General features: G+C 39.8%; 14 protein-coding genes. 4 read left to right on the forward strand and 10 right to left on the reverse strand.

Annotation, left to right across the window (positions count from 1 at the left end):
- Nucleotides 1-107 precede the first annotated feature (107 nt).
- A complete protein-coding gene (locus ORH16_RS01460) occupies nt 108-1,745 on the forward strand; it encodes a hypothetical protein (protein WP_265455585.1) in 1,638 nt (545 codons plus the stop codon).
- 324 nt (nt 1,746-2,069) lie between these two features.
- Here ORH16_RS01460 and ORH16_RS01465 read toward each other — a convergent pair whose 3' ends face one another.
- The 3 genes from ORH16_RS01465 to ORH16_RS01475 form a co-directional block, all read right to left on the reverse strand.
- Nucleotides 2,070-3,014, reverse strand: a complete 945-nt coding sequence (locus ORH16_RS01465; RefSeq protein ID WP_265455587.1) for a glycosyltransferase family 2 protein — start codon at nt 3,012-3,014, stop codon at nt 2,070-2,072.
- A 122-nt stretch (nt 3,015-3,136) separates the two neighbouring features.
- Complete coding sequence (locus ORH16_RS01470) at nt 3,137-3,427, reverse strand: HesB/YadR/YfhF family protein (RefSeq protein ID WP_265455589.1); 291 nt, start codon at nt 3,425-3,427, stop codon at nt 3,137-3,139.
- A 14-nt stretch (nt 3,428-3,441) separates the two neighbouring features.
- Nucleotides 3,442-4,113 (reverse strand): potassium channel family protein, encoded by a 672-nt coding sequence (locus ORH16_RS01475; protein ID WP_265455591.1) that lies wholly within the window; start codon nt 4,111-4,113, stop codon nt 3,442-3,444.
- Between the two features lie 219 nt (nt 4,114-4,332).
- On the opposite strand from ORH16_RS01475, the gene ORH16_RS01480 reads away from it, so the two are divergent.
- Both ORH16_RS01480 and ORH16_RS01485 read left to right on the forward strand, forming a co-directional pair.
- Entirely contained in the window at nt 4,333-4,992 is a 660-nt protein-coding gene (locus ORH16_RS01480; RefSeq protein ID WP_265455593.1) for a GOLPH3/VPS74 family protein, read from the forward strand.
- A 253-nt stretch (nt 4,993-5,245) separates the two neighbouring features.
- Nucleotides 5,246-6,310: an AbrB family transcriptional regulator gene (locus tag ORH16_RS01485; RefSeq protein WP_265455595.1), complete on the forward strand. Its 1,065-nt coding sequence runs from the start codon at nt 5,246-5,248 to the stop codon at nt 6,308-6,310.
- Nucleotides 6,311-6,384: 74 nt separating this feature from the next.
- Here the strand turns inward: ORH16_RS01485 and ORH16_RS01490 are convergent, their stop codons facing one another.
- Genes ORH16_RS01490 through liaF form a run of 3 tightly spaced genes read right to left on the reverse strand, consistent with a single transcriptional unit; the run spans nt 6,385 to nt 8,818 of the window.
- Entirely contained in the window at nt 6,385-7,020 is a 636-nt protein-coding gene (locus ORH16_RS01490; RefSeq protein ID WP_265455596.1) for a response regulator, read from the reverse strand.
- Nucleotides 7,017-8,087 carry a sensor histidine kinase gene (locus ORH16_RS01495; RefSeq protein ID WP_265455598.1) on the reverse strand — a complete coding sequence of 357 codons (1,071 nt, stop codon included), beginning with the start codon at nt 8,085-8,087 and terminating at the stop codon, nt 7,017-7,019. The genes ORH16_RS01490 and ORH16_RS01495 overlap by 4 nt, the downstream gene beginning before the upstream one ends.
- Entirely contained in the window at nt 8,084-8,818 is a 735-nt protein-coding gene (gene liaF, locus ORH16_RS01500; protein ID WP_265455599.1) for a cell wall-active antibiotics response protein LiaF, read from the reverse strand. Before liaF ends, ORH16_RS01495 begins: the two co-directional genes overlap by 4 nt.
- Before the next feature lie 359 nt (nt 8,819-9,177).
- Here liaF and ORH16_RS01505 point away from each other — a divergent pair, with 359 nt between their 5' ends.
- Nucleotides 9,178-9,801, forward strand: coding sequence for a CPBP family intramembrane glutamic endopeptidase (locus ORH16_RS01505; RefSeq protein WP_265455601.1), 624 nt, complete (start codon nt 9,178-9,180; stop codon nt 9,799-9,801).
- Nucleotides 9,802-9,925: 124 nt separating this feature from the next.
- On the opposite strand, the gene ORH16_RS01510 is transcribed toward ORH16_RS01505, so the two are convergent.
- The 4 genes from ORH16_RS01510 to mltG form a co-directional block, all read right to left on the reverse strand.
- Nucleotides 9,926-10,849 (reverse strand): haloacid dehalogenase-like hydrolase, encoded by a 924-nt coding sequence (locus tag ORH16_RS01510; protein ID WP_265455603.1) that lies wholly within the window; start codon nt 10,847-10,849, stop codon nt 9,926-9,928.
- A gap of 21 nt (nt 10,850-10,870) precedes the next feature.
- On the reverse strand, nt 10,871-12,184 hold the full coding sequence (locus ORH16_RS01515) for a PTS sugar transporter subunit IIC (RefSeq protein ID WP_265455605.1): 1,314 nt from the start codon (nt 12,182-12,184) through the stop codon (nt 10,871-10,873).
- Between the two features lie 274 nt (nt 12,185-12,458).
- Complete coding sequence (greA, locus tag ORH16_RS01520) at nt 12,459-12,938, reverse strand: transcription elongation factor GreA (RefSeq protein WP_322597275.1); 480 nt, start codon at nt 12,936-12,938, stop codon at nt 12,459-12,461.
- 153 nt (nt 12,939-13,091) lie between these two features.
- Nucleotides 13,092-14,288 (reverse strand): endolytic transglycosylase MltG, encoded by a 1,197-nt coding sequence (gene mltG, locus ORH16_RS01525; RefSeq protein ID WP_416207833.1) that lies wholly within the window; start codon nt 14,286-14,288, stop codon nt 13,092-13,094.
- Nucleotides 14,289-15,009 lie beyond the last annotated feature (721 nt).

Below are 15,009 nucleotides of genomic sequence, written 5' to 3' on the forward strand. Positions count from 1 at the left end.
TCTCAGCTAATTTTATTTATGTTAAACTGATTCGTATATTACAATTAATCGACCAGCTTTAACTTTAAAAAGAATTATGTGGTCGAATAGAAACAAGGAGGATTTATTTGAATACAGAAAGAGCCACGTCAAAAAAGAATTGGAAATTTAAAGTTATCGAAATAGCTTTAATTGTTTTTGGATATTTTATTCTGAGCTTTTTAGCAACAGGTTTTTCACTTAATAATCACATCATTTTTGACGGTAACGATATGAATTTTCACCTCAACCGAATCTTAAGTTTGGAAAACGTGCTCCAGTCACCGGTAAACTTAGAAGTTCTTCACTCTGTAGGATTGCAAGTAAATAATTTTTACGGTTGGCTGACATTGTATCCAGCTCTATTGTTAGTAAAACTAGTTGATAATATTGGCGTTGGATATAACCTTTATATGCTCTTTATCACGTTACTGACTTTTTTAAGTTCGCATTACTCTGCCCTCAAAATAACTCACAGTCACCGAATTGGTTTCATATTCTCTTTACTATACGTCTTTTCAACATATCGAATGGTTAACATTTATACTAGAGCGGCACTAGGTGAAGTTATCGCAATGACTTTTCTCCCTTTAGTTTTCTGTGGAGTTTACTTAATACTTAAAAACAATAAACAAGGAATCTTGATGCTGGCCTTCAGCTTTTCTTTAATTGTATATAGTCATGTAATTACTTCATTCCTCGCTTTTTTATTTGTTGTATTATGCTACCTATCCTATGGTATCACCCATCAAAAAAAATTTATTGCTATCACACTATCTTTCGTTAAGTCGGGATTTCTAATTTTACTACTTAGTTTAGGTTTTCTAGTACCATTATTGATTAATAGTGAGTTTCAAGAATTAAATATGCCGTTTATTGCAGATCTAGCTTCGAATAGTTTTAATAGTGGCACGCTTCTAGTAGAAGGATTAAATAATTCATACAGTACGATTTCACTTGGCTTATTGATTACAGCACTTTTAGTCACAACGCTATTACAATTCAAAAACTTAAATAAAGTTCAAAAAGTAGGCTTAATTCTAGGAGCTTTAGCATTCATTATGTCAACAAAGCTTTTCCCTTGGTCAATTTTACAGTCAACTCTTTTTACCAACATTCAATTTCCTTGGCGCTTCTTGGGTCTTACTTCGTTATTTATAGGCTTTGCTGGAGCAATTTATATCAATGAAATAATTGGAACAACACGATTTAAGAAATTAGCTATTGCAGTATTTGCACTGATTTTAATAATGTTAAATATGGGATCTATACGTGCATCATCTGAAAGTTTAAATGCTACTGACTATTCGCAAGTTACTTTTGATAGTGTGACCAGAAATGTCAGTCTAGGGCGTGTTGATTATTCACCAGTATATTCAAAAGAGCAAGAAGACCAGCTTAGCCAACAAATAGTCACTGCAAACGGATTACCTGTTGAAGCAGAAGTTACTATCTCCGCAAATCAACAAAACTACGGTTTTATTGCTGAAAATCAGTCAGAAATTGTCTTACCAGTTTTTAGGTATGCTGGATTAACTCTGACAAACAATGGCCAGGAAATTGAATCTGAAGATACCGGACCATTGGTCTCATTTCAGAGTCAGCAGGGAGAAAATAATATAGTAGTCTCTTACCATTATCCACTATTAAGTAAATTAGCATGGATTATATCAATAACTAGCTTCTTAATAGTGATAGGGATCCAACTATTTCGGAAATACAGGTGACAGAACAACAAGGATAAAAAGAGTTACTTCATCCTTTGAGTACTTAGTAAAAAATTTATATTCATTTTCTCAACAAATATTATAATCTTTTTTTACTTCGCAGATGCACGGAGTCTGGCTTTAAACAATTACTTAAGCATATTTCATATTTACAATAAAGTCCATGAAGATTAGCGCCGTCAAAAGATTTAAAATAAGCAAGTTCCAAATTAAAAAACTACTCTTTGAATCAAAGAGTAGTTTTTTTATATTTCACTAACATATTACTTTGAAAAGTACACACAAGAGTCCAGCTATCCTCAAAATGTCTAGTGTCTAAAAATGCTATTCTTCCTCAACCCGTACCTTCTCCTCTGTCTCCTTGACAATATAAACAGGCCGATTTTTTGTTTCTAAAAAAATCTTGCCGATGTATTTGCCGATAATTCCTAGAGACATCAGCTGCAAGCCGCCGACAAAAAGGAAAATTGAGACCATTGACGGCCAGCCGCTAGTCGGATCTCCGTAAAAGAACGTCCGAAAAATAATAATCAGCATAGCGATTCCTGAGCCCAGACAGGAGAAAAAGCCCATAAAAGAGGCAATATTCAAGGGCATATCAGAGAAATTAATAATGCCATCAATTGAATAGTTCAACAAAGACCAAAAGGACCAAGAGGTGTCGCCAGCAACCCGTTCACGATTTTCATAGGAAAGGTATTCGGTTTTAAAGCCCACCCAGCTGAAGAGGCCTTTAGAAAAGCGGTTGTATTCCCGCAGCTCTAAAATAGCGTCCACCATTTGACGGGTCATCAAGCGAAAGTCACGAGCGCCGTCTACCATTTCCGCTTGGCCGATTTTATTGATGATTTTATAAAACATGCGGGCAAAGAAGCTGCGGATGGCAGGCTCGCCTTCCCGGTCAGCTCGCCGAGTGCCGACACAATCTAAATCAGGATCGGCTGCCAGCATGGCAATCATCTGCGGCAGTAATTCTGGTGGATCCTGCAAATCGGCATCCATCACCGTCACTAGTTGGCCACGGGTCGCCTCTAAGCCGGCTAAAAGGCCGGCTTCTTTGCCAAAATTGCGGGAAAACGAGATATAGCGGACCTTGTGATCTTGCTGTGCCAATTCCCGCAGGATATTAAGGGTATTGTCCTTTGAGCCGTCATTGACAAAAATATATTCAAACTCATCCTCCACTAGCTGCTGAACTTTTTCCATTTCAGCATAAAATAATGGAATTGACTCTTCTTCATTATAACAGGGCACTACAATTGATAGCATAATTGATAAAATCCTCCAAAAATTCCTTTAAATGCAACATTCTAAAGTTATTGTAATATAAGTAGCACTAAAAAGAAACAAGCGCTGGCTTTTTTAAGCTGCGCTTGTGACTACTTCAATATTTATTCGCTGAAGGTATACTTTGGTTCCTCTAGTTTTTCATCATAATCTACTAGCAAATCATAATCGGCAAAAAACCAAGCATCTGTTTCTTCTACGAAAAATAAAATACCATCAATGGTTTCCGAATAAATTGGTGCTACCGGCTGGTCAACTGACATCCCAACGGAAAAGCCCTCATGGACGTTCGTTGCCCCGTAAACTTTTCCATAAAAATGCACGCCGCTGCCTGCTGGAAAGGTCAGCTCCTTTTTAAACCACGCCAACGCTTGATCTGTTACAGTAATTTTCACAATTAGCCCACCTTCTATTGATTCATCTTCTCATCTAAATATTCTACATCATCTGTCTCCCCAATTACCAATAAATTGTCTGCCTGCTGCACAATTTCATCAGCAGCCGGTGAGACCACGACTTGGCCATTTTTGCGGCGAATGGCCACTACGGTCAAACCAAAATGCTGGCGGAAGTTCAGTTCCATCAACGATTTATTGTAGAATTTTTCATTTTCGACATGAATTTCAGCTAAGGTGAATTTATCAGAGAGCTCAAGATAATCCAAAATATTTTTAGAGACCAGCTGATGGGCAATTCGTTCCCCCATGTCCCGCTCCGGATGAACGACTTTATCGGCACCGATTTTTTCCAGCACCCGAGCATGATAATCATTGACCGCTTTGGCTAAGACATTAGGCACGCCCAACTCTTTGACCATCAAAGTTGCCAAAATGCTGGCCTGAATATCTTCACCAATCGCCACCACAACACAATCAAAATTACGAATCCCCAAAGAACGCAGCGTCATCTCGTCTTGCGCATTGGCCACAACCGCATGGGTCGCAATATTCATATATTCATTTACCCGATCTTCATTGCTATCAATTGCCAGCACTTCCATGCCCGCCTCAATCAAAGTCCGACAAATACTGCCGCCAAAACGACCTAATCCAATAATCGCAAAGTTCTGCTTCGTGCTCATCCTTCTGCCTCATTTCCTAAAATAGCTTCATAAGGAAGTATATCAAAGGGGGCTTAAAAAAACTAGCCGACAGAAAGGAAACTTAACAGTCTATTTAGTTAAACTTAGAGGAAAACTCCTCATCCCATCAACTGCCATTTTTAAGGCTCTTTGACAAATGAAGAGCTTTTGGTAGACTTTAAACAAGACACAAGTTATTTAAAGATGGAGAGAAAAACAATGGGAAAAAGTTTTACACAGGAATATTTTTTATGCTCGTTAAATCCTAAGGGCGCCGCTGAATTGGTTAACAGCGACGAAGGAGCTGCTATTTTGTTTGCCAGCGCCATATTAGAGTTGCAATTTGCTGGAATCATCGAGTTGGACAACAAAAAAAGATTTGTCGTCGGAAAGGACCTCCCTCCTCAACTAAATTATCTGCAACCGGTCTATAATTTTATTAGAGATAATAAACCCAAAACAATTGAAAGCTTAGGCGAAGATTTCTATTTCAATGATAAGCTGCCAAAAGCCCTCTTTACATCAGTCGGAGCGTCTTTAGTTCAATTGGGTGATGCAAGTGAAAAGCACAATCAAGGTCTATTTAAAAACAAGACTTATATACTGCCGGAAGAAAAGATGATCATTGCGATTATCGAAAAGATTCGAGCAGAACTATTGGAAGATGGCAAAATTACCGATGAGGTTGTGATACTATCAGCCCTTTTAGAAAAAAACTCGCTAATTAGAAAGTATTTTTCTAAATACGAGCGTGACGTAATCAAACAGCGCTTAAAGGAAATTCGCAAATCAGATTCCTATCAGCTGATAACCAAGCTGTTGGATGGGATGGATTCATGGATTGCCATCTTCACAACTACCTTTATTACAATGAACTGACGGAAACAAAAAAATAGGACTTTAATGATTGGAACAGCAGTCATTAAAGTCCTATTTCCTCTAAACCAACCAAAAAATGTTCTTTCGCTGTTTTTTTTATCCAAAATAATGAAGGGCTTTACAACAAAAATTCCGATTTTCTTTGCTACTAAGCCATTCTGCAGGTTTTTTTACAACAGTTCCCTTGAAATTTTCTTCACAATTATGTTGAAAATTTGCTACAATTTAGTTAAAAAAGACAGGCGGTAGCTCCGTGTTTAAAACTATTCTTCTCACCTTTATCGTGGCCTTGATCAGTGCTAAAATTGCCCAGCGATTAAAATTGCCGGCCCCATTTATGACCGGCAGCATGATTGGTGTGGCTCTTTACTCTGTTTTTGTTCATGATTTATTTATGCCCAGTTATTTTAAGACCTTTGCGCAAATTGTCAGCGGCGCTTATATCGGCCAGCAGATTTCCAAACGGGACCTGCAGACCTTCCCCAAAATGGCCAAACCGATTCTCTTTTTACTGCTATTATTTACGATTAATACCTTTGCAATGGGCTTTTTATTCTTCAAATTATTTGACTTTGACTTGATTACCAGCCTGCTTTCCTGTTTGCCAGGGGGGATTATGGATGTTTCCCTTATCAGTATTGACATGGGGGCCAAATCAGAAATTGTCGCCACGATGCAGCTGATTCGCTTAGTAGGAATGTTATTAATTCTGCCTTATTGGATAGAGTTTTTAATCAAAAAGCTTAATAAAAATCAAGACCCACCCGTTGAAGTTGCCGAACCAAAATTGGAAAAAACTTTAAATCACGGCACTAATTCTGCTTTGGCGAATAACCTGTTGATTCTCGTGGTGGCTGCTATAGGCGGACTGATTGGCGTCTTTTTAAAGATTCCGGTTGGAGCTTTAAGCTTGTCGTTAGTCTTTTCCATCGGCATCAAGCTCTTGAAAAATACTGCTCCTTTGTCTAAGCATATTCGCTTTTTTGCCCAATTGATTGCCGGTTCAATTATCGGCAGTACGATTACTAGAGACAGCATTTTAAATATGGGCAGTTTGATTTTGCCGGCGATTATTTTGCTCTCCAGTTATCTAGTGATCAATGTGATTTTTGGTGTGACTATTTCCCGCCGCAAGCTTCTGGATTTCCGCTCGGCTCTTTTTGCCTCATCGCCTGCGGGAGCGACTGATATTTCCTTGATTGCCGGCGACCTTGGCGGCGATATGACAAAAATCGCCTTAGTTCAAATTAGCCGTACCCTCTACACAGTTATTTTTCTACCGCAATTTATTCGCATTGTCATGGCCTTTGTCAGTTAAAATTTCACCCAAAATAAAACTGTCAGCTCAGTTCTGCTTCATTTTTGAAGACAGTCACTGTGCTGACAGTTTTTTTATGATTTAACTAAGCCGTGTTTAAAGGCATAAATTGCCGCTTGCGTGCGGTCCTCCACTTCCAATTTAGAAAGAATATTGGAGACGTGGGTCTTCACCGTTTTCAAGGTGATAAATAACTCATCGGCGATTTCTTGATTGCTCATCCCTTGGGTAATCAGCATCAAAATTTCAACCTCTCGATTGGTTAAATCCTCATGCAAGACCGGCTCGTTTTTCCGGCTGAGGCGCTCCATCATCTTGGTGGTAACTTCTGGCTCTAAGACCCGTTCCCCCCGCTGTGTTGCCCGAATCGCTTCGGCAATTTCACTTGCCGTTGAGGTTTTCAATAAATAGCCCGCTGCTCCCGCTTCAATCGCCGGATATACTTTTTCGTCATCAATAAAACTTGTGACGATAATAATTTTCGCTTCTGGCCATTCCTTTAAAATTAATTTAGTGGACTCAATGCCGTCCATTTCATCCATCACTAAGTCCATTAAAATCACATCCGGTCGCAACTCCAAGGCCAATTCATAGCCTTGTCGCCCGTTTTCCGCTTCTCCTACCACTTCAATATCGCTTTGAATCGACAGGTATGACGACACGCCTAAGCGCACCATCTCATGATCATCCACCAGCATTACACGAATCATGCAGATTCCTCCTCTAAAATTGGAACCTTGATTTCAACGCTGGTTCCTTGTTTTTTAAAACTGATTATCTTGACGGTCCCGCCGACACCAGCGACCCGTTCACGAATATTATTCAACCCATAACTACCGGCCCGGCTTTCGGTGACATCGAAGCCGACACCGTCATCCACCACCCGTAGCAAGACATTCGGGCCAATTCGATGCAGATAGACTTCCAATTCCTTGGCTTTGGAATGCCGTAAAGTATTCGACAATAGCTCCTGCACCACTCTAAATAATTGATCTTCAATGTTCGCTGACAATTTGACTTCCTCAGCATCCCACTTTAACTCAATTTGAATTTTTGTCTGCAATTCCTTCAGCAGCTGCTCAATCCCCTGCTTCAAGCTTTTGCCTTCAAGACTGACTGGCCGCAGATGCAACAATAGTGCCCGCATTTCTGATTGGGAAGCATTAATGATGGACGTCACTGTATCCAGTTGCTTACGTAAAGGCGCCAAATTTTCATCTTGATTGGCGATTTCATTTAATGCCGACAATAGCATCATCGCCGCAAATAATTGCTGAGAAACGGAATCATGAAGCTCCCGCGCCAAACGATGGCGCTCCTGCTCCAAGATTTCCTCTTTGGTACTACCATCCACTAGTTGCGGCAAACTATTTAAAGCCTGCAGCTCCCGGGAAATTTCCACTAATTTTTCTTGAATTCGTAAAACATCTCGGTTCATCTCATTTAAGTAAATATTATTGGAATAATCAATTTCCTCGGTTAATTTAGGATTATCATAATTGCCATTCGCTAATAAACGCAATTTTTCTTCAATCGCTTTACTACCGGAGCGCTGCAGCCAGTTAACAATAAAATAAGTCAGTAGGCCCAACACGGCAGCAATCACCACCAGATAGACTAGGTAGGGGATAAAGAAGATTTTCTGAGTGACCAGTTCCACCCACCAATGAGTGGTGCCGCTCGCATAAAAAAAAGTAAAAAGAATAAACAAGAACAACACAAAGTAGGCAAGCATAGCATACAATGCAATCAAAAGGCGACCTGGTTTTTGCATCATACGCGAATCACCTCTAAGTCACCTACCAACGTGTTGGTCAAAATTTTCAAGCGGCGAGGATTTTGGTCGTAATCGCTACTATACAACGTCACTGTCTCATTCTTCAATGCATCCTGCGTATTTTCAAATTCAATTTGTCCATAGAGGGCCGAATGCTGCAATTGAATTCCCACACCCAGTGGCACTAAAATCCGGGTCCGGCCAAAGCCTTTACGAATAATGACAATACTATCGTCTTTTGGTAACAACGTGTTGCCCAAATCAACAATCGTGTCCCCTGCTAGCAGATTCAAATTGATGTCATTCCATTCATAGACATCATCGCCAATCCGCTCGCTGCCTAGCCACTGCATTTTTTCTTTTTGATTGTCATGATCCTGAGGCTCCGTTGACTTCACGATAATCATTTGTTTTTTACGCCAAAAAGAATTTTTCGTGATATCAACCCCGGAAATTTCAATTCCTTTAAGACCGATATACAGCACTGCTAAAATCAGCATTATCCAAAAAGCCGGCGAACTCGCCAGACCTAAGAAAATCATAAATAAACCAAAAATCAATTCAAAACTTTGGAAATTTCCCCGGCCCCGCTTACGTTTGCGCAAACCTAAATAGACACAAAATATTCCAAAGGCTAATAACAATAACAGCGCCGGATTGGTCAACACCTGATAGACGCCAAATAAAAATAGTAAGATTTCAACTACAATAAAAAAACGTAGTGAGCCCATGCAATTGCCCCCTTCTTCCGTGATTCTATATCTATCTTAAAGCTTTTTCGCTCCATTTACATTGGACCTAAGACCTAATTGTTAACTATAGCAGTTTTGAAAAAATCAGTAAATAACTTTTAGAGAATATTTTGAAAAATAATTGCGCAAAATAGCTCGAGAAATCCTTTTTATCCTTAAAAATTAAGATAGTGCGTCATCGAAGTTTTCTTCCGCCTTTTTCCATCTGCAAAACGCAAAATTCTCTCTAACAAAACTAACGAACAATTTCGTCACCTTGTTACCTATCATTTTCAAAAATGTTATCTATAGGTTTATAATTTACAGCATAAAAAGGTTTTATGGGAAGGATAATCACTATGGCTAAAAATAGAAATGCTGTTGCTCTGATTCTGGTTACCATTGCAGTCGCTGTGTCCTATTTGTTGTTACACTTAACTGGTTTGAGCACCTCTACTCTAACAATTCTTGGAAGCGGCTGGAATGCCGTTTTAGCAGGATTGGCCGGCTACTTTTTACTGAAGAAGCTCTTTACCAATCAATTCAAGCACTTCAGCATAAAAACCAGCTTATGGGGAGCTCCTCTAACTCTGGTAGTTGGTCTGGGCTTTGGTCTGATCTATACAACTCTCTTTGGTCGGATTACCCAAAACTCGATTGAAAGCACCTTTCAGCCACTGATTTTATTAACACAAGTGCCCCTGATGATTATGGGAGAAGAAATCATCAGCACCAACATTTTACTGGCCTTAAAAAAAATTGGCCTCTCCTTTACGGTTGCTTCAATCCTCGTTAGTATTCTATTTGCCTTTTGGCACGTTACCGTCTATGGACTTCATCCGTTACAGTTATTATTTACCTTAGCCCCCGTGCGTTTTTTGCTCAATTATCTTTGGCATAAATCCGATAGTATTTGGGTTAGCTGGCTTTGCCATTACCTTTACGATGCCGTAACTTTACTGCTTCCGCTTTTGGGGAGATAAGATAAAACAGGGTTCCTATTACAAGTCTATTATTTTGTATACTTACTGATTCACCCTTTTCTTAGATATAAAAACAGCCCAAAATTCTACTAACAGAATTTTGGGCTGTTAAGCTATCTTAAAACTAACGATTGATTGAGCGAGCTTGTCTCGCTACTGTGTGACGTTTACCACGGATTGCATCAGATAGCTCTTTGATATTTTCGATACCAACTAATCCCATATTTGCATCTCCGATATGCTGAATGTCTACACCTAACTTTTTGTTTGCAAGAGCAATTTGTTGAATCACTTCAGGTTGAGAGCTTTCTTGCGAAGTTCCAATAGCGCTCATTACTAATTTATCTTTAGAGTGAGCGTATTTTACAACTTCCCGAATCTCTTCTTCTTCAATGCCCCAAACTGTTCCGACAGCAGGAACTAGGACAATATCCGCTCCCGCATCGACAAATTGTTTTGCCGTTTTCGCACTGGCTACTGGTTCATCAACACCAGAGCTATGCATTTTTCCAGCAATAATCACACCATTAAAATATTTTTTTGCAACTTTGATATTTTCTTCAATTAATTTATTTGTTACACCGGTTCCAGGATTTCCAGTTAATAGGATAAAATCAAATCCTAGTTGATTCGCTCTTTCGAAGGATTCTTTCGAAGCTTGACGCCCAGCAGAAATTTCAAGAGTTGTTGACATCATGTCACTTTTAGAATCAACTGGTTCTAAATTGACTCCGATAGGTAAGCCAACTAACTCTTTCATACGATTAACGACATCATCATTTGGAATACTAGTTTCAGCAGTGTATTGTCCTTCATAGGCTGCTACAACGATTGGATGGTTCACATCAAATGCATTGAATAAAATCATGTCGGCTCCATACGCTCTAGCCATTTCCGCCGCTGTAATATCACCAGCTACCGATGGATGAACTACAACATTTTCACTTAGAACGACTCTTCCTTCGCTTGCTTTGATACTTTGCAATAGCTCTTCTCGATTCATCTTCAGAATTTCGCTAGAGTTTGCACTAATTAATCTTTGGACCATTTGGACACCTCTTCTAAATAATTATTTTTCAACTGATGATTCTTCAGTTGTGTCATTTCCACTAGCTACCTGCTCTGTAACCAATTGCCGTTTATCACTCATTAAAAAGAATGGTAAATAAATTAACATATCAACAACAAGTAAGATAATTTGCCATAACGGACCCGTCCAGTCTCCAGTAGCTAACCAACCTGAAATAATCGGTGGTGTCGTCCATGGAACCGCAATCCCAATTGTGCGACTAAGCAAACCAGTGACCATAGCAAAATAAGTGATAATTACATTAACTACTGGTGCTATCACAAAAGGAATTAGGTAAAGCATATTGAACATAATCGGCATACCAAACATCAAAGGCTCACTGATATTAAATAGGTTAGGAACAACCCCGACCCCTTTCATTGCTTTTGACTGCGCACTTTTTCCAAAGAAAAGGATGGCAAAAGCTAGACCCATTACAGCCCCACCACCACCTAAATAAGCAAATAAATCAAAAAATTGCGATGTAAAGATTTCTGGAAGCGGTTCGCCAGCTTGTAAAGCAAGACGATTGGCATCGGTATTAGCCAAGAAGATTGGACCAGTCACTGAACCGACAATATTTCCCCCATGGATTCCCATAAACCAAAATGCACTATTTAAAAATACTGTCAAAATGGCCCCAAATAATGAACCACCCAAGATTCCAAGTGGTCCCGCCAAAACGGTTGCCAATAACTCATGCGCATTGTCAAAAAATGTTTCAATAATCAAAGATGCAGCAATTGCTACTAGTAAAATAATTGCTCCAGGAATTAACGCTACAAAGCTTTTACTTACAGCTGGCGGTACTCCTTCGGGCATTTTAATAACAATATTTCGATTGACAAACCATTGGAATACCCAAGCGGATAAAAGACCTACAAGAATGGCGATAAAAAGGCCCCGGCTTCCTAAATATGTCACCGGCACTCCTTCACCTAAATCAGAGACAATATTTGGAGTTAAAATCAACCAAGCTGAAACTGAAATTACCCCAGCACTAGCTCCATCTACATTGTATTGCTCAGCCATACTTCTGGCAATCCCAAAAGCACCAACTAATCCCATAATTCCAAACGAAGAATTTGTTGCATGGGTTAATGCCGCCGAAATACGGCCATCCATTAAACCACCAATAAAATTCGTCCATTCTTCAATTGGAAAGCTACCGATAATTAGAAAAACACTTCCGATGATAATTAAAGGCATTGCTAACGCAACCCCGTCACGAATGGCAATCAATCCTTTAATTGAACCAATCTTCACGGCATATGGCATCAAGTGTTTCTCCATAAAAGCTTCAAGTTTCTTCATAGATTTTATTCCCCCTAAAAATTTTTTATTTTTGTACCTTAGTAAATTTTACCATAACTTTAGTTACAATTAAAAAAACATTTCAGAAAATTCAATCTATTTTTTCAACAAACAACGCTTCTTTTAAATGAATCATACTTCGCAAAGAATTATCACAATTAACAAATCGCTATGATAGTATAGAGAATATTTCATGGGATTAAGATCAAAAAAAAACACGCTACCGTAATTTCCTTTTCAAGGAATTGCAGCAGCGTGGCTTTCATCTTTTAAATTAAATCATTTCAACCTTAGTAATTTTCACTTGCATGTCGCCGCCGGGTGTTGCGATGGCTACGACATCATCCACTTTTTTGCCAAGTAAGGCTTGGGCAATTGGTGAATCGTTAGAGATGCGACCGGCAAACGGGTCGGCTTCGGCACTGCCGACGATAGTGTATTCTTCTTCCTCGCCGTCAGGCATTTCGATGAAGGTCACCGTTTTACCGATAGATACTTCATCATTGTTGACATTGTTATTGTCAATAATTTCAGCAAAACGCAGCATCGTTTCAATTGTGGTGATGCGGCCTTCAACAAAGGCCTGCTCATCTTTAGCTGATTCGTACTCTGAGTTTTCAGAAAGGTCACCGAAACTGCGAGCCACTTTGATACGTTCGATGATTTCTCCACGTTTTACGGTTTTTAAATTTTCTAATTCTTCTTCTAACTTGGCTTTTCCGTCAAGTGTCATTGGATAAACTTTATCCGCCATACTAATCTTCCCCTTTTTTTCTTCCATCTATTATAGTCTTGATTTAATTTAAATGTTATCGATTGGTCTATTTCTCTGGTTAAATCGAAAGCAACCCCTTGCAGAGAAAAAATCACTCCACAAAAGGTTACCATGACTAAGAATAATTGTAAACTAGTTATTCACATATTCCTCAACTAGTTGTTGATGCTCTTCATATGTTTCAGCAAAATAGACATCACCGGTATCAACATCAGCGACAAAGTAGTAATAATCATTCGCTGTTGGATTCAAGGTCGCCTCGATTGACGCCAAACCTGGCGAATCAAACGGCCCCGGTCCATACCCAGTATTGGTATAGAGATTATAAGGTGAATCCACCTCTAAATCGTCATATGTGACAACTTCCTTGTGCACACCTAACGCATATAAAATCGAAATATCTGATTGCAGCGCCATGCCAGCATTAATCCGGTTAATAAAGACTTGCGCAATATTCGCCCGATCTTCAGCCGTCACACCTTCCCGCTCAACCAATGAAGCCAGTGTCAAGAATTGTTGCACAGTATAGCCTTGATTTTGAATACTTTCAAAATAAGGACTCAAGGTCTCGTACATCGCCGCCACCATTTGATCGGCTAAACCTTCAGCAGTTGTCGTGTCTGCGTAGTAATCATACGTCGCTGGGAATAAATAACCCTCCAAGCGATATCTCACACCCTCCGCCTCGCTCGCACTCGTCAGCATTTGCGGATACAACGCTAAAACTTTTTGGAAATAGGCATCGTCGTTCATCACCGCTAAGAAGTCATCAGCGGTAATTGCCCCCTCCGTTGAGGTTTCGATAATATCGGCAATGCTGGCGATATCATTGCCCTCCGGAATAACAATCTTGGCATCGGCAATCGCCTGCGGCTCAGCCGTTCCACCAGCCTGCAGCAACGTTGAAATTTCATCCAGCGTCATGTCAGGCGACATTTGGTAGTAGCCTGATTGGAAGCCGTCGACATTATTAAATTTTGTCCAGTAATTAAAGACTAATCCGCTGACAATCACATTGTCATTTTCTAAAATGTCACCAATCTCTTTATTCGACGATCCACTTGGAATATTGACCTGCACCAGCTGTGAATCTTCCGCATCCCGAGGCTGCAAAGCCCCTTGAACGAAGTTATAGAAGGTCACGCCTAAAATTGTTCCTAAGACAGCCAATGTTGCCACCACAATCAAAACAATCCGCCGCACTACTTTTCGTTCCTTCTTGCGGGTTTCATATTTTCTCTGGCGAGGTGGCATTTCTGCAATCTCCTCCAGAGTCGGGTCGGGCTCTTCTTTTTTAGTCTCGTGATTCTCCTGTGACCGTGAGCCCACGCTGGAATAATCAATATCCTCAAGACTTGGCGTTGGCTGCTCGTTAACTGGCGGCAACGGCTCTTCTGTTGTATCAGAAAAATCATTAGACTCTCGCCAACTAGGTGTAACCGCTTCTGGCGGCGTTGGCGTATTTTCTAGATTACTGTCAACTGAATTTGTATCATTGGACTCAGTATTTGTTGATTGTGTCGGCTCATTGGTTTCATTCCTCGGCGCAATCGGCTCATCCATCTCCAGCGGCGTGGCATCATCAAAAATCCGCCGGGAAAATCGTGTCTCCCGCCCCCGCTCTTCATCCGTTTTTGCCCCGCCATTATCAGCACTATTATTACTGTCAGTCCCACCATTTAGAGACTGCATAATTTTGTCTTTAAAGGATTCCTCTGGTTTTTTATTATTATCGTCAGCCAAAGTTTTTCCTCCTTCATTTCATTCATTTAGTCATGCTTTCAGCCATTTCACAAAATAAAAAAGATGGCTAGCATCTCCTCGCTTCAGTGTTTTCTATAAAACAACACACTGCCTCACTATCATAACTCCTATAATTATACACGAAAGCCCCTCAAAAGAAAACCTGAAATCAAGGATTCCCCCACAAGTCAAGCCCCTGTAATGATTGCAAAATTGGTGAAATAAAAGAGCCGTCTAAACTTTCTTTAGACCAGCTCTTAAATCGTTTGTTTAAATTTTTTGATTAGAAATTTTGCTGAAAGGTGGC

The sequence above is a fragment of the Enterococcus sp. HY326 genome (genome assembly GCF_026157065.1).
GTDB lineage: Bacteria > Bacillota > Bacilli > Lactobacillales > Enterococcaceae > HY326.